The following is a 21,453-nucleotide window of genomic DNA, read 5'->3' as shown; positions in this document are numbered from 1 at the left end:
CACTGCGGCGATCTAGCCTGTCGCTGCGTCCTTTCGCACCATCCGTGATACCCGTCGTCATTTGACCGCTGGTTCTCGTGCGACTATCCTTGACCGGGTGTGCGCTTTGCTGTGCGCTTCCGGGTGTCCGAATGAACAATTCGGATGCCGGGGCGCATTATCTGGCACCAACCGGAATCGAGTTTCGGGTGAAACCTACTGGTTTTACCGGGCTCCCACGGCATACCCAATCGCTGAGGTGGGGGAGTAATCCCTCGACACCAGCCGGGTCGCAAACATCCATGACCCTGTCCCGGGCTTCGGGCGGGCATGAGTGTGAGTAGCAACAAACTGTCACCGTGCAGGATATCCAAGGAGTAAGCAGTGCCAACTATTCAGCAGTTGGTCCGCAAGGGTCGCTCGCCGAAGGTCGTCAAGACCAAGGCTCCCGCCCTTAAGGCCAACCCCCAGCAGCGCGGCGTATGCACGCGTGTCTACACGACTACCCCCAAGAAGCCGAACTCGGCTCTCCGCAAGGTTGCCCGTGTCAAGCTCTCCAACGGCACCGAGGTCACCGCGTACATTCCCGGTGAAGGCCACAACCTGCAGGAGCACTCGATGGTGCTCGTGCGCGGTGGTCGTGTTAAGGACCTCCCCGGTGTTCGCTACAAGATCGTTCGCGGCGCACTTGACACCCAGGCTGTCAAGAACCGCAAGCAGGCTCGCAGCCGTTACGGCGCGAAGATGGAGAAGAAGTAATGCCTCGCAAGGGACCAGCTCCTAAGCGCCCCGTAGCGATCGACCCGGTCTACGGCGCACCCATCGTCAGCCAGCTCGTCAACAAGATCCTTCTTGACGGCAAGAAGTCCCTCGCAGAGCGCATCGTTTACGACGCACTCGAGGCTGTTGCCGCAAAGAACGGTCAGGATGCCGTTGTTACCCTTAAGAAGGCGCTCGACAACGTGCGCCCCACCCTTGAGGTCAAGAGCCGCCGCGTCGGTGGCTCGACCTACCAGGTCCCCGTTGAGGTCAAGCCGCACCGCGCGAACACTCTCGCGCTTCGCTGGCTCACGACCTACGCGAAGGGCCGTCGCGAGAAGACGATGACCGAGCGTCTCACCAACGAGATCCTCGACGCATCCAACGGTCTTGGTGCCGCGGTCAAGCGCCGTGAAGACACCCACAAGATGGCCGAGGCCAACAAGGCCTTCTCGCACTACCGCTGGTAACACAAGTTCGTTTCCTAGGCCGGGTCGGATCCGTCCTGGCAGCGTCGAATCCCCTCGGGGTTTGCTGCTGCTCGGCGTGATCCGCCCCGTCTCAGGACGATATCTTTTCCCACCACAAATTTTCGGAGGACCACCGTGGCACAGGAAGTGCTCACCGACCTTAACAAGGTCCGCAACATCGGCATCATGGCGCACATCGATGCCGGCAAGACCACCACGACTGAGCGCATCCTGTTCTACACGGGCGTCAACCACAAGATCGGCGAGACCCACGACGGTGCGTCGACGACGGACTGGATGGAGCAGGAGCAGGAGCGTGGCATCACCATCACGTCCGCTGCTGTTACGTGTTTCTGGAACAAGAACCAGATCAACATCATCGACACCCCCGGTCACGTTGACTTCACGGTCGAGGTGGAGCGCTCGCTCCGCGTTCTCGACGGTGCTGTCGCTGTGTTCGACGGCAAGGAGGGCGTTGAGCCCCAGTCCGAGACCGTCTGGCGCCAGGCCGACAAGTACAACGTTCCCCGCATCTGCTTCGTCAACAAGATGGACAAGATGGGCGCTGACTTCTACTTCACGGTAGAGACGATCGTCAAGCGTCTTGGTGCCCGGCCGCTGGTTATCCAGCTGCCCATCGGCTCCGAGTCCGCCTTCGAAGGCGTTGTTGACCTGGTCGAGATGCGTGCCCTCACGTGGCGCGGAGACTCCAAGGGTGACGTCCAGATGGGCGCCAAGTACGACATCGAAGAGATCCCCGAGGACCTCAAGGAGAAGGCTGCTGAGTACCGCACCGCTCTTCTCGAGGTCGTCGCCGAGACCGACGACGCTCTTATGGAGAAGTACTTCGGTGGCGAAGAGCTGACCGTTGCCGAGATCAAGGCAGCGATCCGCAAGCTCACCGTCGCGAGCGAGATCTACCCGGTTCTCTGCGGCTCTGCGTTCAAGAACCGCGGCGTTCAGCCGATGCTTGACGCTGTCGTTGACTACCTTCCGAACCCGCTCGACGTTGGTGCCACTGAGGCACGCGACCCGCGCGATGAGGAGAAGATCATTGAGCGTCTTCCCTCTGAGAAGGAGCCGTTCGCTGCTCTCGCGTTCAAGGTTGCAGTGCACCCGTTCTTCGGTCGCCTCACCTACATCCGCGTGTACTCCGGTCGCCTCGACAGTGGTTCGGCTGTTGCCAACTCCACCAAGGGCAAGAAGGAGCGCATCGGCAAGATCTTCCAGATGTACGCCAACAAGGAGAACCCTGTTGACAGCGTTACCGCTGGTCACATCTACGCCGTCATCGGCCTCAAGGACACCACCACGGGTGACACGCTGTGTGACCCGAACCAGCAGGTTGTTCTCGAGTCGATGACCTTCCCTGAGCCCGTCATCGAGGTCGCTATCGAGCCGAAGACGAAGGCTGACCAGGAGAAGCTCGGCACCGCGATTCAGAAGCTGGCCGAAGAGGACCCGACGTTCCGCGTCGAGCTCAACTACGAGACCGGCCAGACCGTCATCAAGGGTATGGGTGAGCTTCACCTCGACATCCTCGTTGACCGTATGAAGCGCGAGTTCAAGGTCGAGGCCAACGTGGGCAAGCCCCAGGTTGCGTACCGCGAGACGATTCGTCGCACGGTTGAGAAGTACGACTACACCCACAAGAAGCAGACCGGTGGTTCTGGTCAGTTCGCTAAGGTGCAGATCGCGCTCGAGCCGATGGAGGTCACTCCTGAGACCTCGTACGAGTTCGTCGACAAGGTCAGCGGTGGTCGTATCCCCCGCGAGTACATTCCTTCGGTTGACGCCGGCATCAAGGACGCCATGCAGACCGGTGTTCTCGCCGGCTTCCCGACCGTCGGTGTGAAGGCCATCCTCCTGGATGGTGCTTACCACGATGTCGACTCCTCGGAGATGGCGTTCAAGATTGCCGGATCGATGGCCTACAAGGAGGCCGCTCGCAAGGCAAGCCCCGTGCTCCTTGAGCCGCTTATGGCGGTCGAGGTTCGTACGCCCGAGGAGTACATGGGCGACGTTATCGGTGACCTCAACTCTCGTCGTGGACAGATCCAGTCCATGGAAGACGCGACGGGCGTGAAGGTTGTCACCGCGAAGGTTCCGCTGTCGGAGATGTTCGGCTACGTGGGCGACCTGAGGTCCAAGACCTCCGGCCGCGCGATGTACTCGATGTCGTTCGACAGCTACGCGGAGGTCCCGAAGGCTGTTGCCGACGAGATCGTCCAGAAGAACAAGGGCGAATAACCCACGTTCACCGGGGCGTCCCGTCCCAAGTAACATAAATACACACTCCACCCCGCAGAGCATCCGATCAGAATCCACTGATCGGATGCCTGCACCAGCGTCCTGAGGAGGACCCAGTGGCCAAGGCCAAGTTCGAGCGGAACAAGCCGCACGTCAACATCGGAACGATCGGTCACGTTGACCACGGAAAGACGACGCTTACGGCGGCGATCTCCAAGGTGCTCGCAGACAAGTACCCGTCCGCGACCAACGTGCAGCGCGACTTCGCGACCATCGACTCCGCTCCCGAAGAGCGCCAGCGTGGTATCACCATCAACATCTCGCACGTTGAGTACGAGACGCCCAAGCGTCACTACGCTCACGTCGACGCCCCCGGCCACGCCGACTACATCAAGAACATGATCACGGGTGCGGCCCAGATGGATGGCGCCATCCTCGTTGTTGCCGCCACCGATGGCCCCATGGCCCAGACGCGTGAGCACGTTCTGCTCGCGCGCCAGGTTGGTGTTCCTTACCTGCTCGTTGCCCTCAACAAGTCCGACATGGTCGACGACGAGGAGATCCTGGAGCTCGTTGAGCTCGAGGTTCGCGAGCTGCTCTCCAGCCAGGAGTTCGATGGCGACAACGTTCCCGTTGTTCGCGTTTCGGGCCTCAAGGCACTCGAGGGCGACGAGAAGTGGGTCAACTCGATCCTCGAGCTGATGGAAGCCGTTGACAACAACGTGCCTGACCCCATCCGCGACAAGGACAAGCCCTTCCTCATGCCCATCGAGGACGTCTTCACGATCACCGGTCGTGGAACCGTCGTCACGGGCCGCGCAGAGCGCGGAACCCACGCCATCAACTCCGAGGACGAGATCGTCGGCATCCGCCCGACGCAGAAGACCACGGTTACGGGTATCGAGATGTTCCACAAGCAGCTCGACGAGGCATGGGCCGGCGAGAACTGTGGTCTTCTTCTTCGTGGCACCAAGCGCGAGGACGTTGAGCGCGGCCAGGTCGTCGTCAAGCCCGGTTCGGTAACCCCGCACACCGAGTTCGAGGGCACCGCCTACATCCTTTCCAAGGATGAGGGTGGCCGTCACAACCCGTTCTACGCGAACTACCGCCCGCAGTTCTACTTCCGCACCACGGACGTCACCGGCGTCATCACGCTGCCCGAGGGCACCGAGATGGTCATGCCTGGTGACACCACCGAGATGACGGTCAACCTGATCCAGCCGATCGCCATGGAAGAGGGCCTCGGCTTCGCTATCCGTGAAGGTGGCCGCACCGTCGGCGCCGGCAAGGTGACGAAGATCATCAAGTAGTACTCCCTCCGAGTTAGCTCGGATGCAGCGAAGGGTCGGGCCTTAGGGTCCGGCCCTTCGTCGTTTGCGGAGGGCGACACGCCGAACGCGACACGCCCGGGTTGCAGCATGGTGGGGAATGTGGCAAACTCGTCTAGTTCAACATTCCCACTTGGTGCACTGCGCCGGGGTTGGGATCACTGCCAGGCAGTGCATAGATTTGACGCTCGGGCCACGGCCGGGGTGAGCATCTAGGCCGCGGGTAGCAGAGCGAAGCTTAATCGACACTCGATAAACACGCGGTCACCCGTGTGCCTAGCGCAGGTTCATGCCTGAGCTCGGGAGTCGGTACGGTGTCGGACCGCAGGGTCCGGCGATTGACATAAAAACAGTGGTGCGACAGCAGAAGTGCTACGCAGCGTGTGCGAAAAACGCACTTGGTACTAAAGAGAGAGAGTCAGACATGGCGGGACAAAAGATCCGCATCCGACTTAAGTCGTATGACCACGAGGTCATTGACAGCTCGGCGCGCAAGATCGTCGACACGGTTACCCGTGCGGGCGCGACGGTTGTCGGACCGGTGCCCCTTCCTACTGAGAAGAACGTGGTCGTTGTGATCCGCTCTCCTCACAAGTACAAGGACAGCCGCGAGCACTTCGAGAAGCGCACACACAAGCGCCTGATCGACATCATTGACCCGACGCCAAAGGCTGTCGACTCGCTTATGCGTCTCGACCTGCCGGCCGACGTCAACATCGAGATCAAGCTCTAAGGATCATCATGGCTACTACTACGACCCGAAAGGGACTGCTGGGCAAGAAGCTCGGCATGACTCAGGTCTGGGATGCGAACAACAAGCTCATCCCCGTGACCGTTATTGAGATCACCCCGAACGTTGTCACGCAGGTTCGCACCCCCGAGGTCGACGGCTACGACGCAGTTCAGATCGCCTACGGCCAGATCGACCCTCGCAAGGTGAACAAGCCTGCGACCGGTCACTTCGACAAGGCTGGCGTTACGCCCCGTCGTCACCTCACGGAGATCCGTACCCCCGACGCCAGCGAGTACTCGCTCGGCCAGGAGCTCACGGTTGACATCTTCGAGGCCGGCCAGAAGGTCGACGTCGTCGGCACCAGCAAGGGCAAGGGTTTCGCCGGTGTTATGAAGCGTCACAACTTCAAGGGTGTCTCCGCCTCGCACGGTGCTCACCGCAACCACCGCAAGCCCGGCTCGATCGGCGCTTCCTCGACCCCCAGCCGTGTCTTCAAGGGCATGCGCATGGCCGGTCGTATGGGTGGCGACCGAGTCACCGTCCAGGGCCTCATGGTTCAGGCTGTTGACCTCGAGAAGGGCCTGCTGCTCGTCAAGGGCGCCGTTCCCGGAGCTCGTGGCCGCATCGTTTTCGTTCGCAACGCAGTGAAGGGAGCCTAGTTCCATGGCTACCGCAATTGACGTCATTGACGTGAAGGGCAAGAAGGTCGGCTCCGTCGATCTTCCCGCCGAGACCTTCGACGTACAGACCAACGTCCCGCTGATCCACCAGGTTGTCGTCGCGCAGCGCGCTGCGGCTCGCCAGGGCACGCACAACACGCTTCGCCGCGGCGAAGTTTCCGGTGCAGGCCGCAAGCCCTTCAAGCAGAAGGGAACCGGTCGTGCTCGTCAGGGCTCGATCCGCGCTCCTCAGATGAAGGGTGGTGGCATCGTTCACGGGCCACACCCGCGTGACTACTCGCAGCGCACCCCCAAGAAGATGATCGCCGCCGCTCTGCGCGGTGCGCTCTCTGACCGGGCCCGTGGCGAGCGTATCCACGTGATCGAGTCCCTCGCCCTCGGCGATGTGCCCTCGACCAAGTCGGTTGTCGAGCTGCTGTCGTCCATCGCGACCAGCAAGCACGTGCTCATCGTTCTCGAGCGCGACGACGAAATCAGCTACAAGAGCGTTCGGAACATCCCGAGCGTTCATGTGCTTCCCTACGACCAGCTCAACGCCTACGACGTGCTCGTAAGCGATGACATCGTCTTCACCAAGGGCGCCTTCGATGCATTCGTCGGCTCCAAGGCAGAGACGGTCGAGTCTGACAAGAAAGCGAAGGTGAGCGCATGAGCGCCTCGTTCAAGGACCCGCGCGACGTAATCATCGCGCCCGTCGTCTCCGAGAAGAGCTACAGCCTGATCGACCAGGGCAAGTACACCTTCGAGGTAGACCCCCGTTCGAACAAGACTGAGATCAAGCTCGCCATCGAGAAGATCTTCGGCGTGCAGGTCGATTCGATCAACACGCTCAACCGTCAGGGCAAGACCCGCCGCACCAAGTTCGGCATGGGCAAGCGCAAGAACACCAAGCGCGCCATCGTCACGCTCAAGGCCGGTTCTATCGACATCTTCACGGCTGTCGGCTAGGGAGCAGAGGAATAACCCATGGCAATTCGCAAGTACAAGCCCACGACCCCGGGTCGTCGCGGTTCCTCGGTAGCTGATTTCGCCGAGATCACCCGTTCGACCCCGGAGAAGTCACTTCTTCGTCCGCTTCCTAAGACGGGTGGCCGTAACAACGCCGGTCGCATCACGACCCGTCACATCGGTGGTGGCCACAAGCGCCAGTACCGTGTCATCGACTTCCGTCGTAATGACAAGGACGGCGTCAACGCCAAGGTCGCTCACATCGAGTACGACCCCAACCGCACCGCGCGTATTGCGCTCCTGCACTTCTTCGATGGCTCGAAGCGTTACATCATCGCGCCAGACAAGCTGAAGCAGGGCGACATCGTTGAGTCCGGTGCCGGCGCCGACATCAAGCCCGGCAACAACCTCCCCCTCAAGAACATCCCCGTGGGTACGGTCATCCACGCCATCGAGCTCAAGCCCGGTGGCGGCGCGAAGATCGCCCGTTCGGCAGGCGCGTCGGTGCGTCTCGTCGCCAAGGATGGCCCCTACGCCCAGCTGCGTATGCCCTCCGGCGAGATCCGCAACGTTGACGCTCGCTGCCGCGCGACGATCGGCGAGGTCGGCAACGCCGAGCAGTCGAACATCAACTGGGGTAAGGCCGGCCGTATGCGCTGGAAGGGCGTTCGCCCGACCGTCCGTGGTGTCGCCATGAACCCGGTTGACCACCCGCACGGTGGTGGTGAGGGCAAGACTTCCGGTGGACGTCACCCTGTTAGCCCCTGGGGTCAGTCCGAGGGTCGTACCCGCAAGGCCCACCGCGAGAGCGACAAGCTCATCGTTCGTCGCCGCAACGTCGGCAAGAAGCGCAAGTAGCCCAGGAAAAGGAATACAGGGTAGAAAATGCCACGCAGTCTTAAAAAGGGCCCCTTCGTTGACGAGCACCTGTTTCGCAAGGTCGCCACGCAGAACGAGGCCAACAGCAAGAACGTAATCAAGACCTGGTCGCGCCGCTCGATGATTGTCCCCGCAATGCTGGGTCACACCATCGCGGTGCACGATGGTCGCAAGCACATCCCGGTGTTCGTCACCGAGACCATGGTTGGGCACAAGCTCGGAGAGTTTGCTCCCACCCGCACCTTCCGTGGACACGTGAAGGACGACAAGAAGGGTCGCCGCCGCTAATCGCGGTGGTGAAGGAGGTAGAGAAATGGTGGAGTCGATCGCACGTGTGCGTCACATCCGCGTGACCCCTATGAAGGCTCGTCGTGTCGTCAACATGATCCGCGGCAAGCAGGCACAGGAAGCCCTGGCCATCCTCAAGTTCGCCCCCCAGGGTGCGAGCGAGCCCGTGTACAAGCTGGTTGCTTCGGCAATGGCTAACGCACGGGTCAAGGCGGATGCCAGCAACAGCTTCCTCGATGAGCAGGACCTGTACATCAGCCAGGCTTATGTGGACGAGGGAGCAACGCTCAAGCGTTTCCAGCCCCGTGCACAGGGTCGCGCATTCCAGATTCTGAAGCGCACCAGCCACATCACCATCGTGCTTGCCACGCCTGACGAGGTTGACGCGAAGAAGACGACTGCGAAGGCAGGGAAGAAGTAATGGGCCAGAAAGTAAATCCCTACGGTTTCCGTCTGGGAATCACCACCGACCACGTGTCGCGTTGGTTCTCCGACAGCACCAAGCCCGGCCAGCGCTACAGCGACTTTGTTGCTGAGGACATCAAGATCCGCAACATGCTCAAGACGAGCCTCGACCGTGCAGGCGTTGCCCGCATCGAAATCGAGCGCACCCGTGACCGTGTCCGCGTGGATATCCACACGGCTCGTCCCGGCATCGTCATTGGCCGTCGCGGCGCAGAGGCAGAGCGCATCCGCACTGACCTCGAGAAGCTCTCGGGCAAGCAGATTCAGCTGAACATCCTCGAGGTCAAGAACCCCGAGGCCGAGGCTCAGCTTGTTGCCCAGGGCATCGCCGAGCAGCTCAGCGCCCGCGTGGCATTCCGCCGCGCGATGCGTAAGGGTCTGCAGGGCGCCCAGCGCACGGGCACCGTCAAGGGTGTTCGTATCCAGGTTTCGGGCCGCCTTGGCGGCGCCGAGATGAGCCGTTCGGAGTTCTACCGCGAGGGACGCGTTCCCCTGCACACACTCCGCGCCAACATCGACTACGGCTTCTACGAGGCTCGTACGACGTTCGGCCGTATCGGCGTCAAGGTGTGGATCTACAAGGGTGACATCACCAACAAGGAGCTCGCCCGCGAGCAGGCGAACCAGAAGTCCTCGCGCCCCGAGCGCGGCGACCGTCCGCGTCGTGGTTCCTCCGCCCCCAAGGCTGAGGCGCCCGTCGCAGCAGGAGTTGAGGCATAACAATGTTGATCCCACGTAAGGTCAAGTTCCGCAAGCAGCACCACCCGGGCCGTGGCGGACACGCCACCGGTGGCACCAAGGTCACGTTCGGTGAGTTCGGCATCCAGGCAATCACGCCTGCGTATGTTACGAACCGCCAGATCGAGGCTGCACGTATCGCCATGACCCGTCACATCAAGCGTGGTGGAAAGGTGTGGATCAACATCTACCCCGACCGCCCGCTGACCAAGAAGCCGGCCGAAACCCGCATGGGTTCCGGTAAGGGTTCGCCCGAGTGGTGGGTCGCCAACGTCAAGCCGGGCCGCGTGCTCTTCGAGGTTGCTGGCGTCAACGAGACGCTCGCCCGCGAGGCGCTCACCCGTGCAATCCACAAGCTTCCATTGAAGGCGCGCATCATCAAGCGCGAGGAGGGCGACGCATAATGGCGATCGGATCCAAGGAGCTGGCATCTGCCGAGCTCGATACTTTCGAAGACGAGCGTCTCGTCGACGAGCTGAAGAAGGCCAAGGAAGAGCTCTTCAACCTGCGGTTCCAGTCGGCCACCGGCCAGCTGGACAGCCACGGACGTGTCCGCGCTGTCAAGCGCGACATTGCTCGCATCTACACGGTTATCCGTGAGCGCGAGCTGGGCATCCGGGCTACTCCCGCCGTGGTTGAGGCCCCCAAGGCCGAGAAGAAGACCAAGGCTAAGAAGGATGCTGCTGACGCGGCTCCCGAGGCCGTCGAGACCGAGGAGGCCAAGTAATGGCTAAGGCCGAAGAGAAGGTCGCCGCCGAGGCTCTCGTGCGCGGCTACCGCAAGACCCAGCGTGGCTACGTCGTCAGCGACAAGATGGACAAGACCATCGTCGTTGAGGTCGAAGACCGCGTGAAGCACCCGCTGTACGGCAAGGTCATCCGCCGCACTGAAAAGCGCAAGGTTCATGACGAGAACAACAGTGCCGGCATCGGCGACCTTGTTGTCATCAGTGAGACCCGTCCGCTGAGCGCCACCAAGCGCTGGCGCCTGGTCGAGATCCTCGAGAAGGCTAAGTAAGCCTCGCGGCTTGCTTAGGAGTAAAGGACACAGAGAATGCTTCAGCAGGAATCTAGAGTCAAGGTCGCCGACAACACTGGCGCCAAGACGCTGCTCACGATTCGCGTGCTCGGCGGCTCAGGCCGTCGCTATGCAGGCCTCGGCGACGTTATCGTCGCCACGGTCAAGGACGCGATCCCGGGCGGCAACGTGAAGAAGGGTGACATCGTCAAGGCTGTCATCGTTCGCACCAAGAAGGAGACGCGCCGTCCCGACGGCTCGTACATCAAGTTTGACGAGAACGCAGCGGTCATCCTGAAGGCTGACGGGGAGCCTCGCGGCACCCGCATCTTCGGGCCGGTCGGTCGTGAGCTTCGTGACAAGAAGTTCATGAAGATCATCTCGCTGGCACCGGAGGTTATTTAGTCATGGCGAAGATCAAAAAGGGCGACCTCGTCCAGGTGATCACCGGCCGCACCCAGGCTCGCGGCGGAGACCGTGGCAAGCAGGGGCGCGTGCTCGAGGTCATCGTTGAGAAGAACCGCGTCGTCGTCGAGGGTGTGAACTTCGTTACGAAGCACGTCCGCGTCGGCCAGACGCAGCGTGGCACCAAGACCGGTGGCATCGAGACGCATGAGGCTCCGCTTCACATCTCGAACGTCGCCCTGGTTGACCCCGAATCCAAGAAGCCGACCCGCGTCGGCCACCGTGTCGAGACGAACGCCGCTGGCAAGACCGTGCGCGTCCGTTTCGCCAAGAAGTCAGGTAAGGACCTGTAATGACCGAGACCGCTGCGGCTGGCAAAATCCAGCCCCGCCTCAAGCTCAAGTACCGCAACGAGATCGCTGCACAGCTCACCGAGCAGTTCGGCTTCTCAAACCCGCACCAGGTTCCCGGCCTCGTCAAGGTTGTCGTGAACACCGGTGTTGGTGAAGCCGCGCGTGACAGCAAGGTCATCGATGGCGCCGTTCGTGACCTCGTCGCGATCACGGGTCAGAAGCCGCAGGTTACTGCTGCTCGCAAGTCCATCGCGCAGTTCAAGCTCCGCGAAGGCCAGCCGATTGGTGCACACGTCACGCTTCGTGGCGACCGTGCGTGGGAGTTCCTCGACCGCCTGATCACGCTTGCGCTTCCCCGCATCCGTGACTTCCGCGGCCTGAGCCCCAAGCAGTTCGATGGCAACGGTAACTACACCTTCGGTCTCAACGAGCAGTCCATGTTCCACGAGATCGACCAGGACAAGATCGACCGCGTTCGCGGATTCGACATCACGATCGTTACGACGGCGAAGAGCGACGATGAAGGCCGGGCTTTGCTCAAGGCTCTCGGATTCCCGTTCAAGTCGACCGACGCTCCCACCCAGTAGTACCCCATAGTCGGTGGGCGTTCGCGCCCACCGACATCGATCGAATAGGTCGGCTTTCGTGTAACGGATGCCGAAACCAGTCGAGATTAGGAATAAGCACATATGACAATGACAGATCCGGTCGCAGACCTGCTGACCAGACTGCGCAACGCCAACTCGGCACACCACGACTCCGTGTCGATGCCGAGCAGCAAGCTCAAGACCCACATCGCCGGAATCCTCGAAAAAGAGGGTTACATCGGCGGCTGGAAGGTCGAAGACGCTCGTGTCGGCCAGACGCTGACCATCACCCTCAAGTACGGACCGAACCGTGAGCGCTCCATTGCGGGCCTCAAGCGGGTTTCGAAGCCCGGTCTGCGCGTTTACGCGAAGTCGACGGAGATCCCCCGCGTTCTCGGCGGCCTCGGCGTCGCCATCCTGTCGACCTCCTCTGGCCTCCTCACGGACCGCCAGGCGACCAAGAAGGGCGTGGGTGGGGAAGTCCTCGCCTACGTGTGGTAACCCGCTATGTCACGTATCGGACGTCTCCCCATTGACATCCCCGCGGGTGTCGACATCAAGGTTGACGGCTCTGCCGTCTCCGTCAAGGGCCCGAAGGGCGAGCTTCAGCTCACCGTCGCCAGCCCGATCGAGGTAAAGCTCGAAGACAACCAGATTGTCGTCAGCCGGCCCGATGACGAGCGCGCATCGCGTTCGCTCCACGGCCTCACGCGTACCCTGATCGCCAACAACATTGTCGGCGTCACCGAGGGCTACTCCAAGGGTCTCGAAATCGTAGGTACCGGTTACCGCGTCGCTCAGAAGGGCAACTCTCTTGAGTTCGCTCTCGGCTTCTCGCACTCCGTTACCGTCGACCCGCCCGCCGGCATCACGTTTACCGTCGACGGCAACACCAAGCTGACCGTTCACGGCATCGACAAGCAGGCCGTCGGTGAGGTCGCCGCAAACATTCGCAAGCTGCGCAAGCCTGAGCCCTACAAGGGCAAGGGCGTTCGCTACGCCGGCGAGGTAGTCCGCCGCAAGGCCGGAAAGAGTGGTAAGTAATCATGGCTCTCGGAACCAGAGGAAAGAGCAAGTCGGCCGCTAAGGGCCGTCGTCACGCACGCCTTCGCAAGAAGATCGTCGGCACCGAGGTGCGTCCGCGCCTCGTCGTCACGCGATCCGCGCGTCACGTGTTCGTGCAGGTCGTCGATGACAGCAAGGGTCACACCGTGGCTTCTGCGTCGACGATGGAAACGGAGCTTCGCAGCTTCGACGGTGACAAGACTGCTAAGGCCCGCAAGGTTGGCGAGCTCGTCGCCGAGCGCGCCAAGCAGGCTGGCGTCGCCGATGTCGTATTTGACCGTGGTGGCAACCGTTACGCCGGGCGCGTTGCGGCCATCGCCGAGGGAGCTCGAGAGGGTGGTTTGAACCTGTGAGCGACGAAACAACCAACAAGGAGCAGGCTGTGGCCGAAGTATCCGAGGCGCCGGTTGAGACCGCTGCGTCGACGGAATCCACGAGAAACGAGCCTCGCGAGGCTCGTCGTGGTGGACGCGAGCGCAACCCTAACCAGCAGCGTGGAGCACGTGACTCCGACAAGAGCCAGTTCCTGGAGCGCGTCGTCACGATCAACCGCGTATCGAAGGTCGTCAAGGGTGGTCGTCGCTTTAGCTTCACCGCGCTCGTCGTCGTCGGTGATGGCAACGGACTCGTGGGTGTCGGCTACGGCAAGGCCCGCGAAGTTCCTACCGCCATCTCCAAGGGCGTTGAAGAGGCCAAGAAGAACTTCTTCCGCGTTCCCCGCGTCGGCAACACCATCCCGCACCCCGTGCAGGGTGAGGCGGCCGCTGGTGTCGTGCTTCTCCGCCCCGCAGCAGCAGGTACCGGTGTTATCGCCGGTGGACCTGTCCGCGCAGTGCTGGAGTGCGCCGGCATCCACGATGTTTTGAGCAAGTCGCTCGGCTCGTCGAACACGATCAACATCGTGCACGCGACCGTAACGGCCCTCAAGGCGCTCGAGGAGCCCAGTGCGGTTGCCGCACGTCGTGGCCTCCCGATCGAAGACGTCGTGCCCGAGCAGATCCTCCGGATTCAGGCAGCTACGGCTAAGGCCGCAGCGACGGCAGTGAAGGCAGGTGCCTGATGGCGCGCCTCAAGGTAACCCAGATCAAATCCAAAATTAGCGAGAAGCAGAACCAGCGCGACACGCTTCGGAGCCTTGGACTCAAGCGGATCAACGACACCGTCGTCCGCGAGGACAATGCTCAGAACCGCGGCTACGTCCGTACGGTTGCTCACCTGGTGAAGGTCGAGGAGATTGACTAATGGCTGAAGAGAAGAAGTCGACCGCTGCGGCGGATTCGGCGAAGGCTCCGGCCGCCGAGAAGAAGGCGCCCGCCAAGAAGGCTCCGGCTAAGGCCGCTGCCGACAAGGCGCCCAAGGCTGAGGCGAAGGCACCTGCTGCCGCCAAGGCTGAGGAGAAGGCTCCGGCCAAGAAGGCTCCGGCTAAGGCTCCGGCCAAGGCCGCTGCTGCGAAGTCGGATGACACCAAGGCTCCTGCGAAGAAGACGGCTAAGACTGAGGTCGAGGCTCGTGCGCAGGTGCTGAAGATGCACCACCTTCGTCCCGCTCCCGGCTCCAAGACGGCTAAGACCCGTGTTGGCCGTGGTGAGGGATCCAAGGGTAAGACCGCTGGTCGTGGTACCAAGGGCACCAAGGCCCGTTACCAGGTCCGCGTTGGTCTTGAGGGTGGAAACCTGAACAGCATCATGCGTTCGCCGAAGCTGCGCGGGTTCAAGAACCCGTTCCGCGTCGAGTACCAGGTTGTCAACCTCGAGAAGCTTGTCCAGCTTTACCCGACCGGCGGCGACGTTACCGTTGCCGACCTCGTGGCCAAGGGTGCCGTTCGCAAGAACGAGCGCGTCAAGGTTCTCGGACAGGGTGATGTTGCGGTTAAGCTGAACGTTGCAGTGGACAAGGTCTCCGGCTCAGCAGAGGCGAAGATCGTCGCAGCGGGCGGTTCCGTCAAGTAGTCGTCTCGGGTGGCCCCTGCACAGGGGCCACCCGTTCGGCTCACCCTTAAGCACAACCTGGAGGCTTCGTGTTCAGAGCTATCGCGCGCATTTTCCGCACGCCCGACCTACGGCGGAAGATCGGCTTCACGCTCGGAATCGTCGCCATCTTCCGTCTGGGATCGTTTATCCCAGCACCCTTCGTCGACTACGGCAACGTTCAGAGCTGCCTAGCGTCGAACTCGGGCCCCGCGGGCCTGTATGAGCTCGTCAACCTCTTCAGCGGTGGCGCTCTCCTTCAACTTTCGGTCTTCGCGCTGGGCATCATGCCCTACATCACCGCGTCGATCATCGTGCAGCTGCTGCGCGTGGTCATTCCCCACTTCGAGACCCTCCACAAGGAGGGCCAGTCGGGCCAGGCCAAGCTCACGCAGTACACGCGTTACCTCACCATCGCGCTGGGTGTTCTGCAGTCGACAACCCTGATCACCGTTGCCCGCAGTGGCACGTTGTTCGGCTCGACCGGCGCCCCAGAGTGCTCGTCTCTCATCACGAACGAGGCCTGGTACGCCATCCTCCTCATGATCGTGACAATGACGGCCGGCACCGGCCTTATCATGTGGATGGGCGAGCTCATCACTGAGCGCGGCATCGGCAACGGCATGTCGCTGTTGATCTTCATCTCCATCGCCGCGACTTTCCCCGCCGCTCTCTGGAGCATCGCGGTCGCGAAGTCTTTCGAGGTCTTCCTCCTCGTCATCGCCGTGGGAATCCTGATCATGGCCGCCGTGGTCTTCGTTGAGCAGTCGCAGCGGCGAATTCCCGTGCAGTATGCCAAGCGCATGGTTGGCCGTCGCACCTACGGTGGCAACAACACCTACATTCCGATCAAGGTCAACATGGCCGGCGTGATCCCCGTGATCTTCGCCTCGTCCCTGCTGTACCTGCCCGCCTTGATCGCTCAGTTCAACCAGCCGGCAAACGGCGATCTTCCCGAGCCGTGGGTTCAGTGGGTCACCGACAACTTCACGTCCGGCGACAACCCGCTCTACATGCTCGTGTACTTCTTGCTGATCATCGGGTTCACCTACTTCTATGTCGCGATCACCTTCAACCCAGAAGAGGTTGCCGACAACATGAAGAAGTACGGCGGGTTCATCCCCGGCATTCGTGCCGGACGCCCGACGGCTGAATACCTCGACTACGTGCTAACCCGGGTAACCCTCCCTGGTTCGCTGTACCTCGGTGTGCTTGCGCTTATTCCGCTCATTGCACTCGCGACGGTCGGGGCAAACCAGAACTTCCCGTTCGGCGGCGCAAGCATATTGATCATTGTTGGTGTCGGCCTTGAAACGGTGAAGCAGATCGATTCGCAGCTTCAGCAGCGACACTACGAAGGGCTCCTTCGATGACACGACTCCTGATTGTCGGACCCCCCGGTGCAGGAAAGGGCACGCAGTCGGCACGACTGACGAGCGCTTTCGGCATCCCCGCAATCTCGACCGGCGACATCTTTCGCTACAACATCGCCAACGAGACGCCCCTGGGCGTTGAGGTCAAGGCGATCGTCGACGCTGGCGACTATGTTCCCGACAGCCTCACCAACGCCCTCGTCGCGAACCGCATAGAAGAAGACGACGCTAAGGCCGGCTTTCTTCTCGACGGCTACCCCCGCACTCTTGAGCAGGTTGCCTACCTTGACGAGCTTCTGAGCTCGAAGGGTCAGGCCCTCGATGCCGTTATCCTCCTGGTCGCAGATCAGGATGAGGTGGTGGAGCGGTTGCGCAAGCGCGCTCTCGAACAGGGCCGGGTTGACGACTCCGAGGAGTCGATCCGTCACCGCCAAGAGGTTTACGCCCGCGAGACTCAGCCGCTGATTGCGGTGTATCGCGAGCGCGGCCTTCTCGTTGAGGTCGATGGCCTCGGCGAAATTGATGCAGTTTCTGAACGGATCACCGAGGGCCTCGCGGCCCGCGGAATCCGTCCAGCGCACGTCAAATAGCATGCGCCGCGGCATCTACAAGAAGCCGGCCGAGCTGCGCCTCATGGTCGCTCCCGGCGTTCTTACGGCGCAGGCGCTTGACGCCGTGCGCGAGGCTATTCGCCCCGGGATCACCACGATCGAACTCGATGCGATCGCCGAGAAGGTGATCCGCGACGGCGGGGGAGAGCCCAACTTCGCGCTGGTCCCCGGCTATCGCCACACGATCTGCGCCTCGGTAAATGAGGATGTTGTCCACGGGATTCCCGGGGACCGCGTTCTCGAACCCGGCGACATCGTGTCCATTGACTGCGGCGCACAGGTTGCAGGGTGGAATGGTGATTCGGCGATCACGGTCGTCATCCCGGATCCCACCCAGCCCGAGCTCGTCGCGGAACGCCAAAGGCTCTCCGATGTAACCGAGGGTTCCCTGTGGCGCGGAATCGCGGCGCTCTCCCGGGCCTCCCATCTCAACGAGGTTGGAGACGCGATTGAGGACTACATCGACTCGAACGGCACATTCGGCATCCTCGAGGACTATGTAGGACACGGCATCGGACGCTCGATGCACGAGGCGCCCACCGTGTTCAACTACAGCGTTCGCGACCGAGGTCCCGCGGTCAAGCCGGGTCTGTGTGTTGCCATCGAGCCGATGGTCACGCTCGGGGGAATCGACACATTCGTGCGCGAAGACGAATGGACCATTGCCACGGGCGACGGATCTTCTGCCGCACATTGGGAGCACAGTGTTGCCGTGCACTCCGGCGGCATCTGGGTCACCACGGCTCACGACGGTGGAGCCGCTCAGCTTGCTCCCTTGGGTGTCAAGCCCGTCCCGATCCCCTAGAAGACTGCGTTTCTCGTTCTCGGCGCGCCGACACGCTGGGAGGTTCACCTCGAAGTATGGGGCCAGCTTGGAGAAACGCCCGGGATCGCTTAGGATAGATCCTTGGTGTCCTAGGGCCGTTTCTGCGTTCCCCGTTTCCTGCGCTCAGCGCAGGTCAGGTACCACAATCCGCACGACCAGCATTCACTACTTTTAGCGACGAAGAGGCAATGGCCAAAAAAGACGGTGTCATCGAAATCGAGGGCTCTGTGGTTGAAGCTCTGCCCAACGCGATGTTTCGCGTTGAGCTCAGCAACGGGCACAAAGTACTTGCTCACATCTCGGGCAAGATGCGCCAGCACTACATCCGCATCCTTCCTGAGGACCGCGTGATCGTGGAGCTGAGCCCCTACGACCTGACCCGTGGTCGGATCGTTTACCGCTACAAGTAATGGCGCGAAACGGATGCCTTCGCGGGCATTCAGCTGGAAAGTAACGGCCCTCGGCATTCCGAGGGTACGAAGACAGCGAGATCAAGGAATCACAATGAAGGTCAACCCCAGCGTCAAGCCCATCTGCGACCACTGCAAGGTCATCCGCCGCCACGGCAACGTGATGGTCATCTGCAAGTCCAACCCGCGCCACAAGCAGCGCCAGGGCTGATGGGTGGGGCTGTATGCAGCCCCACAACCGAGTCGCTTGCGGCTCATCAACTGAATATCGCAGTAGAGCAGCCCCAGATCCTTCGGGGGACACCATCGGTTGGAGGCCGATGCACAGGAGCTGCTCCAGACCTCCACTCACTCAACAGGAGAAGCCACAATGGCTCGTCTAGCAGGCGTAGACATTCCGCGCGACAAGCGCGTTGAAGTCGCACTTACTTACATCTACGGCGTAGGCCGTACCAAGTCGCTCCAGGCCCTTGAGGCCACCGGCATCGACGTGAACATCCGCGTCAAGGACCTCACCGACGACCAGCTCGTTGCGCTCCGTGACTACATCGAGGGCAACTACAAGGTTGAGGGTGACCTTCGCCGTGAGGTTGCCGCTGACATTCGCCGCAAGGTCGAGATCGGAAGCTACCAGGGCATCCGTCACCGTCGCGGCCTGCCCGTCCACGGTCAGCGCACCAAGACCAACGCTCGCACCCGCAAGGGTCCGAAGCGCACCGTCGCCGGCAAGAAGAAGGCACGATAGCGGCCGCTCGGCTCGCATCGCCATCAAGGTTTTAGGAGAAGACATTGGCAACACCGAAATCGGCCGCTCGCAAGCCGCGCCGCAAGGAGAAGAAGAACGTCGCAGTGGGCCAGGCTCACATCAAGTCGACGTTCAACAACACGATCGTGACGATCACCGACCCGACCGGAGCTGTGCTCAGCTGGTCGTCGTCAGGTGTCGTTGGCTTCAAGGGCTCGCGCAAGTCGACCCCTTACGCCGCCCAGATGTCGGCCGAGTCGGCCGCGCGTCAGGCGCAGGAGCATGGCGTCAAGAAGGTTGACGTCTTCGTCAAGGGCCCGGGTTCGGGTCGCGAGACGGCTATCCGTTCACTTCAGGCCGCTGGCCTCGAGGTTGGCAGCATCAACGACGTGACGCCCCAGGCTCACAACGGATGCCGTCCCCCGAAGCGCCGCCGCGTCTAAGCGTGTTTGTGGGCTGAGTCGGTTCTAAGGAACCGGCTCAGCCCCACAGCCTTTCCACAACTCAACAGATTTACCGGCGGGCCAGCCACCCGTTCGAACGCTTAAGTGTCAAATAGCGGACACTTTGCCGAAAGGAATACACGTGCTCATTGCACAGCGTCCCACTCTTTCCGAAGAGAACATCTCCGAGTTCCGGTCACGCTTCGTGATCGAGCCTCTTGAGCCTGGCTTTGGTTACACCCTCGGAAACTCCCTCCGCCGCACCCTCCTCTCCTCGATCCCCGGCGCTGCCGTGACGAGCATCCGCATCGACGGTGTTCTTCACGAGTTCAGCACGGTTGCAGGAGTCAAGGAGGATGTCACAGAGATCATCCTGAACATCAAGCAGCTCGTCGTCTCGAGCGAGCACGATGAGCCGATCACCGCTTACCTGCGCAAGCAGGGCTCGGGCGAGGTCACCGCTGCGGATATCTCCGCTCCGGCCGGCGTCGAGATCCACAACCCTGAGCTCGTCATCGCCACCCTGAACGACAAGGCGAAGTTCGAGCTTGAGCTCACGATCGAGCGTGGCCGTGGCTACGTGTCGGCAACTCAGAACCGCAACGAGTTCTCTGAGGCCGGCCAGATCCCGATCGACTCGATCTACTCGCCCGTTCTCAAGGTCACCTACCGTGTCGAGGCAACTCGTGCCGGTGAGCGCACCGACTTCGACCGCCTTGTGGTCGATGTTGAGACCAAGCAGGCGATCAGCCCCCGCGACGCAATTGCCTCCGCCGGTAAGACGCTCGTTGAGCTCTTCGGCCTGGCCCGCGAGCTCAACTCTGCCGCTGAGGGCATCGAGATCGGCCCAGCGCCGGTCGACGCCGTTCTTTCGACCGAGCTGAGCATGCCCATCGAGGATCTTGACCTCTCGGTGCGCAGCTACAACTGCCTCAAGCGCGAGGGCATTAACAACGTGAGTGAACTGGTCGCCCTTTCGGAGACTCAGCTCATGAACATCCGCAACTTCGGTCAGAAGTCGGTGGATGAAGTCAAGGACAAGCTCGTGGAGATGGGCCTGTCGCTGAAGGACGCGGTTCCCGGGTTCGACGGTGCGCACTTCTACAGCGGCTACGACGACGCCGAGGGCACCAACTAACCTCGGCTCTCGCCGCGCCGTTTGCCTGACACACTTTTTTGAATACTGGAGAACTAGAAAATGCCAAAGCCCACTAAGGGTCCGCGCCTCGGAGGAGGCCCCGCCCACGAGCGTCTGCTGCTCGCCAACCTCGCCGCCGCGCTGTTCACTCACAAGAGCATCAAGACGACCGAGACCCGCGCGAAGCGCCTCCGCCCCGTTGCCGAGCGTCTCGTGACGTTCGCGAAGCGTGGCGACCTGCACTCGCGTCGCCGCGCGCTTGCGATCATCACTGACAAGTCCGTCATCCACGAGCTCTTCACGGAGATCGCGCCGCTCGTTGCCGAGCGTCAGGGCGGATACACCCGCATCACGAAGCTCGGCTTCCGCAAGGGTGACAACGCGTCGATGGTTCAGATCGAGCTCGTTCTCGAGCCCGTGAACGCCAAGCCGAAGGCCAAGGCTGACAAGCCCGCCAAGGCCGCAGCTCCCGTTGAGGAGGCTCCTGTCGAGGAGGCTCCCGTCGAGGAGACCAGCGCCGATGAGACCGCTGCTGCCGAGGAGACCACCGAGGTCGCCGAGGCTCCTGCGGACGACGCCGCTGCAGAAACCAAGTAACGCACTTTAGCGTGACAGAAGGCCCCACTCTTCGGAGTGGGTCCTTCTGCATTTGTCGTGGCGGCGGTTCTGTTGCGCACGCAGGTCTTCGCCTTTGCGCAGGTTTCGTGTGGTCGCAGGGCTACAAGGGCTGAGCGGCCAGCCCGTAGTCGCGTGGACCAATGACCGGCGGCAGCCCGGCAAGGCGTTGCAGAGCGGCGCGAACGGCGGACGCGTAGACGAGCCCGCCCGCATCTCCCGGATGAATCTGGTCGCCAGCGAGGAGTCGCAATTGCGGCGTGATGGAGTCGCGCCAGTTGGCGAGCTCGACGTCGCGAAAGCGCTGAGCGAACCTGGTCAGTTCGGTGTTCACTCCGTCTGTCCAGGACCGGGGTGCATAGACATTGACGACAACCAGTT

Annotated in this window: 34 protein-coding genes; 33 read left to right on the top strand and 1 reads right to left on the bottom strand. The window is 61.8% G+C overall.

The features are described 5' to 3' along the window. Nucleotides 1-363: 363 nt before the first annotated feature. The 33 genes from rpsL to rplQ all read left to right on the top strand — a co-directional run bounded on the left by rpsL (nucleotide 364) and on the right by rplQ (nucleotide 21,054). A complete protein-coding gene (gene rpsL / locus AC062T_RS07165) occupies nucleotides 364-738 on the top strand; it encodes a 30S ribosomal protein S12 (RefSeq protein ID WP_027692591.1) in 375 nt (124 codons plus the stop codon). Further along, entirely contained in the window at nucleotides 738-1,208 is a 471-nt protein-coding gene (gene rpsG, locus AC062T_RS07160) for a 30S ribosomal protein S7 (protein ID WP_108517829.1), read from the top strand. Before rpsL ends, rpsG begins: the two co-directional genes overlap by 1 nt. Nucleotides 1,209-1,343: 135 nt before the next feature. After that, entirely contained in the window at nucleotides 1,344-3,458 is a 2,115-nt protein-coding gene (gene fusA, locus AC062T_RS07155) for an elongation factor G (protein ID WP_108517828.1), read from the top strand. Nucleotides 3,459-3,574: 116 nt separating this feature from the next. Beyond that, nucleotides 3,575-4,768 carry an elongation factor Tu gene (tuf, locus tag AC062T_RS07150; protein ID WP_476028664.1) on the top strand — a complete coding sequence of 398 codons (1,194 nt, stop codon included), beginning with the start codon at nucleotides 3,575-3,577 and terminating at the stop codon, nucleotides 4,766-4,768. A gap of 442 nt (nucleotides 4,769-5,210) precedes the next feature. Continuing rightward, nucleotides 5,211-5,519: a 30S ribosomal protein S10 gene (gene rpsJ, locus AC062T_RS07145; RefSeq protein ID WP_021010896.1), complete on the top strand. Its 309-nt coding sequence runs from the start codon at nucleotides 5,211-5,213 to the stop codon at nucleotides 5,517-5,519. A gap of 8 nt (nucleotides 5,520-5,527) precedes the next feature. Continuing rightward, nucleotides 5,528-6,178 (top strand): 50S ribosomal protein L3, encoded by a 651-nt coding sequence (rplC, locus tag AC062T_RS07140; protein ID WP_108517824.1) that lies wholly within the window; start codon nucleotides 5,528-5,530, stop codon nucleotides 6,176-6,178. A gap of 4 nt (nucleotides 6,179-6,182) precedes the next feature. Further along, nucleotides 6,183-6,851 (top strand): 50S ribosomal protein L4, encoded by a 669-nt coding sequence (rplD, locus tag AC062T_RS07135; protein ID WP_108517822.1) that lies wholly within the window; start codon nucleotides 6,183-6,185, stop codon nucleotides 6,849-6,851. Next, on the top strand, nucleotides 6,848-7,147 hold the full coding sequence (gene rplW / locus AC062T_RS07130; protein ID WP_108517820.1) for a 50S ribosomal protein L23: 300 nt from the start codon (nucleotides 6,848-6,850) through the stop codon (nucleotides 7,145-7,147). Before rplD ends, rplW begins: the two co-directional genes overlap by 4 nt. A gap of 18 nt (nucleotides 7,148-7,165) precedes the next feature. Beyond that, entirely contained in the window at nucleotides 7,166-8,005 is an 840-nt protein-coding gene (rplB, locus tag AC062T_RS07125) for a 50S ribosomal protein L2 (protein WP_108517818.1), read from the top strand. A gap of 27 nt (nucleotides 8,006-8,032) precedes the next feature. Further along, entirely contained in the window at nucleotides 8,033-8,314 is a 282-nt protein-coding gene (gene rpsS, locus AC062T_RS07120) for a 30S ribosomal protein S19 (protein WP_108517816.1), read from the top strand. A gap of 25 nt (nucleotides 8,315-8,339) precedes the next feature. After that, nucleotides 8,340-8,735 carry a 50S ribosomal protein L22 gene (gene rplV / locus AC062T_RS07115; protein WP_108517814.1) on the top strand — a complete coding sequence of 132 codons (396 nt, stop codon included), beginning with the start codon at nucleotides 8,340-8,342 and terminating at the stop codon, nucleotides 8,733-8,735. Then, nucleotides 8,735-9,499 carry a 30S ribosomal protein S3 gene (gene rpsC, locus AC062T_RS07110; RefSeq protein WP_108517812.1) on the top strand — a complete coding sequence of 255 codons (765 nt, stop codon included), beginning with the start codon at nucleotides 8,735-8,737 and terminating at the stop codon, nucleotides 9,497-9,499. Before rplV ends, rpsC begins: the two co-directional genes overlap by 1 nt. A gap of 2 nt (nucleotides 9,500-9,501) precedes the next feature. Further along, nucleotides 9,502-9,921 (top strand): 50S ribosomal protein L16, encoded by a 420-nt coding sequence (gene rplP, locus AC062T_RS07105; protein WP_108517810.1) that lies wholly within the window; start codon nucleotides 9,502-9,504, stop codon nucleotides 9,919-9,921. Continuing rightward, the gene (rpmC, locus tag AC062T_RS07100; RefSeq protein ID WP_108517808.1) at nucleotides 9,921-10,244 is read left to right on the top strand and encodes a 50S ribosomal protein L29; all 324 of its coding nucleotides are present in this window, start codon (nucleotides 9,921-9,923) and stop codon (nucleotides 10,242-10,244) included. The genes rplP and rpmC overlap by 1 nt, the downstream gene beginning before the upstream one ends. Next, the gene (gene rpsQ, locus AC062T_RS07095) at nucleotides 10,244-10,534 is read left to right on the top strand and encodes a 30S ribosomal protein S17 (RefSeq protein WP_108517806.1); all 291 of its coding nucleotides are present in this window, start codon (nucleotides 10,244-10,246) and stop codon (nucleotides 10,532-10,534) included. The genes rpmC and rpsQ overlap by 1 nt, the downstream gene beginning before the upstream one ends. 36 nt (nucleotides 10,535-10,570) lie before the next feature. After that, nucleotides 10,571-10,939 (top strand): 50S ribosomal protein L14, encoded by a 369-nt coding sequence (rplN, locus tag AC062T_RS07090; protein WP_108517805.1) that lies wholly within the window; start codon nucleotides 10,571-10,573, stop codon nucleotides 10,937-10,939. A gap of 2 nt (nucleotides 10,940-10,941) precedes the next feature. After that, nucleotides 10,942-11,292: a 50S ribosomal protein L24 gene (rplX, locus tag AC062T_RS07085; RefSeq protein WP_108517803.1), complete on the top strand. Its 351-nt coding sequence runs from the start codon at nucleotides 10,942-10,944 to the stop codon at nucleotides 11,290-11,292. Next, on the top strand, nucleotides 11,292-11,879 hold the full coding sequence (gene rplE, locus AC062T_RS07080) for a 50S ribosomal protein L5 (RefSeq protein ID WP_108517801.1): 588 nt from the start codon (nucleotides 11,292-11,294) through the stop codon (nucleotides 11,877-11,879). The genes rplX and rplE overlap by 1 nt, the downstream gene beginning before the upstream one ends. A gap of 102 nt (nucleotides 11,880-11,981) precedes the next feature. Continuing rightward, nucleotides 11,982-12,380 carry a 30S ribosomal protein S8 gene (gene rpsH, locus AC062T_RS07075; RefSeq protein WP_108517799.1) on the top strand — a complete coding sequence of 133 codons (399 nt, stop codon included), beginning with the start codon at nucleotides 11,982-11,984 and terminating at the stop codon, nucleotides 12,378-12,380. A gap of 6 nt (nucleotides 12,381-12,386) precedes the next feature. Continuing rightward, nucleotides 12,387-12,923 carry a 50S ribosomal protein L6 gene (gene rplF, locus AC062T_RS07070; RefSeq protein ID WP_108517797.1) on the top strand — a complete coding sequence of 179 codons (537 nt, stop codon included), beginning with the start codon at nucleotides 12,387-12,389 and terminating at the stop codon, nucleotides 12,921-12,923. A 2-nt stretch (nucleotides 12,924-12,925) separates the two neighbouring features. After that, a complete protein-coding gene (gene rplR / locus AC062T_RS07065; RefSeq protein ID WP_108517795.1) occupies nucleotides 12,926-13,297 on the top strand; it encodes a 50S ribosomal protein L18 in 372 nt (123 codons plus the stop codon). Continuing rightward, complete coding sequence (gene rpsE / locus AC062T_RS07060; RefSeq protein WP_108517794.1) at nucleotides 13,294-14,004, top strand: 30S ribosomal protein S5; 711 nt, start codon at nucleotides 13,294-13,296, stop codon at nucleotides 14,002-14,004. The genes rplR and rpsE overlap by 4 nt, the downstream gene beginning before the upstream one ends. Continuing rightward, a complete protein-coding gene (gene rpmD / locus AC062T_RS07055) occupies nucleotides 14,004-14,186 on the top strand; it encodes a 50S ribosomal protein L30 (protein ID WP_199220424.1) in 183 nt (60 codons plus the stop codon). Before rpsE ends, rpmD begins: the two co-directional genes overlap by 1 nt. Then, nucleotides 14,186-14,893, top strand: coding sequence for a 50S ribosomal protein L15 (gene rplO / locus AC062T_RS07050; protein WP_108517790.1), 708 nt, complete (start codon nucleotides 14,186-14,188; stop codon nucleotides 14,891-14,893). The genes rpmD and rplO overlap by 1 nt, the downstream gene beginning before the upstream one ends. Before the next feature lie 68 nt (nucleotides 14,894-14,961). Beyond that, a complete protein-coding gene (gene secY / locus AC062T_RS07045; RefSeq protein WP_476028654.1) occupies nucleotides 14,962-16,284 on the top strand; it encodes a preprotein translocase subunit SecY in 1,323 nt (440 codons plus the stop codon). Further along, nucleotides 16,281-16,874, top strand: coding sequence for an adenylate kinase (locus AC062T_RS07040; RefSeq protein ID WP_108517786.1), 594 nt, complete (start codon nucleotides 16,281-16,283; stop codon nucleotides 16,872-16,874). Before secY ends, AC062T_RS07040 begins: the two co-directional genes overlap by 4 nt. A gap of 1 nt (nucleotide 16,875) precedes the next feature. After that, nucleotides 16,876-17,700 carry a type I methionyl aminopeptidase gene (map, locus tag AC062T_RS07035; protein WP_476028652.1) on the top strand — a complete coding sequence of 275 codons (825 nt, stop codon included), beginning with the start codon at nucleotides 16,876-16,878 and terminating at the stop codon, nucleotides 17,698-17,700. A 209-nt stretch (nucleotides 17,701-17,909) separates the two neighbouring features. After that, on the top strand, nucleotides 17,910-18,131 hold the full coding sequence (gene infA / locus AC062T_RS07030; RefSeq protein WP_066056559.1) for a translation initiation factor IF-1: 222 nt from the start codon (nucleotides 17,910-17,912) through the stop codon (nucleotides 18,129-18,131). 94 nt (nucleotides 18,132-18,225) lie between these two features. Next, entirely contained in the window at nucleotides 18,226-18,342 is a 117-nt protein-coding gene (gene rpmJ / locus AC062T_RS07025) for a 50S ribosomal protein L36 (RefSeq protein WP_022893853.1), read from the top strand. Nucleotides 18,343-18,501: 159 nt separating this feature from the next. Beyond that, entirely contained in the window at nucleotides 18,502-18,876 is a 375-nt protein-coding gene (gene rpsM / locus AC062T_RS07020; RefSeq protein WP_108517783.1) for a 30S ribosomal protein S13, read from the top strand. Between the two features lie 44 nt (nucleotides 18,877-18,920). Further along, nucleotides 18,921-19,319: a 30S ribosomal protein S11 gene (gene rpsK / locus AC062T_RS07015; protein WP_108517781.1), complete on the top strand. Its 399-nt coding sequence runs from the start codon at nucleotides 18,921-18,923 to the stop codon at nucleotides 19,317-19,319. Between the two features lie 142 nt (nucleotides 19,320-19,461). Further along, entirely contained in the window at nucleotides 19,462-20,457 is a 996-nt protein-coding gene (locus AC062T_RS07010) for a DNA-directed RNA polymerase subunit alpha (RefSeq protein ID WP_108517780.1), read from the top strand. A 60-nt stretch (nucleotides 20,458-20,517) separates the two neighbouring features. Then, nucleotides 20,518-21,054 carry a 50S ribosomal protein L17 gene (rplQ, locus tag AC062T_RS07005; RefSeq protein WP_476028646.1) on the top strand — a complete coding sequence of 179 codons (537 nt, stop codon included), beginning with the start codon at nucleotides 20,518-20,520 and terminating at the stop codon, nucleotides 21,052-21,054. A 121-nt stretch (nucleotides 21,055-21,175) separates the two neighbouring features. On the opposite strand, the gene AC062T_RS07000 is transcribed toward rplQ, so the two are convergent. Continuing rightward, nucleotides 21,176-21,453, bottom strand: a 278-nt coding sequence (locus AC062T_RS07000; RefSeq protein WP_476028644.1) for an SGNH/GDSL hydrolase family protein, incomplete at its 5' end; no start/stop codon positions are given.

The sequence above is a fragment of the Homoserinimonas sp. genome, from assembly GCF_056262345.1.
The sequence above is the reverse complement of the archived record's forward strand: the minus strand, read 5'-3'. Positions and strand labels throughout refer to the sequence as shown.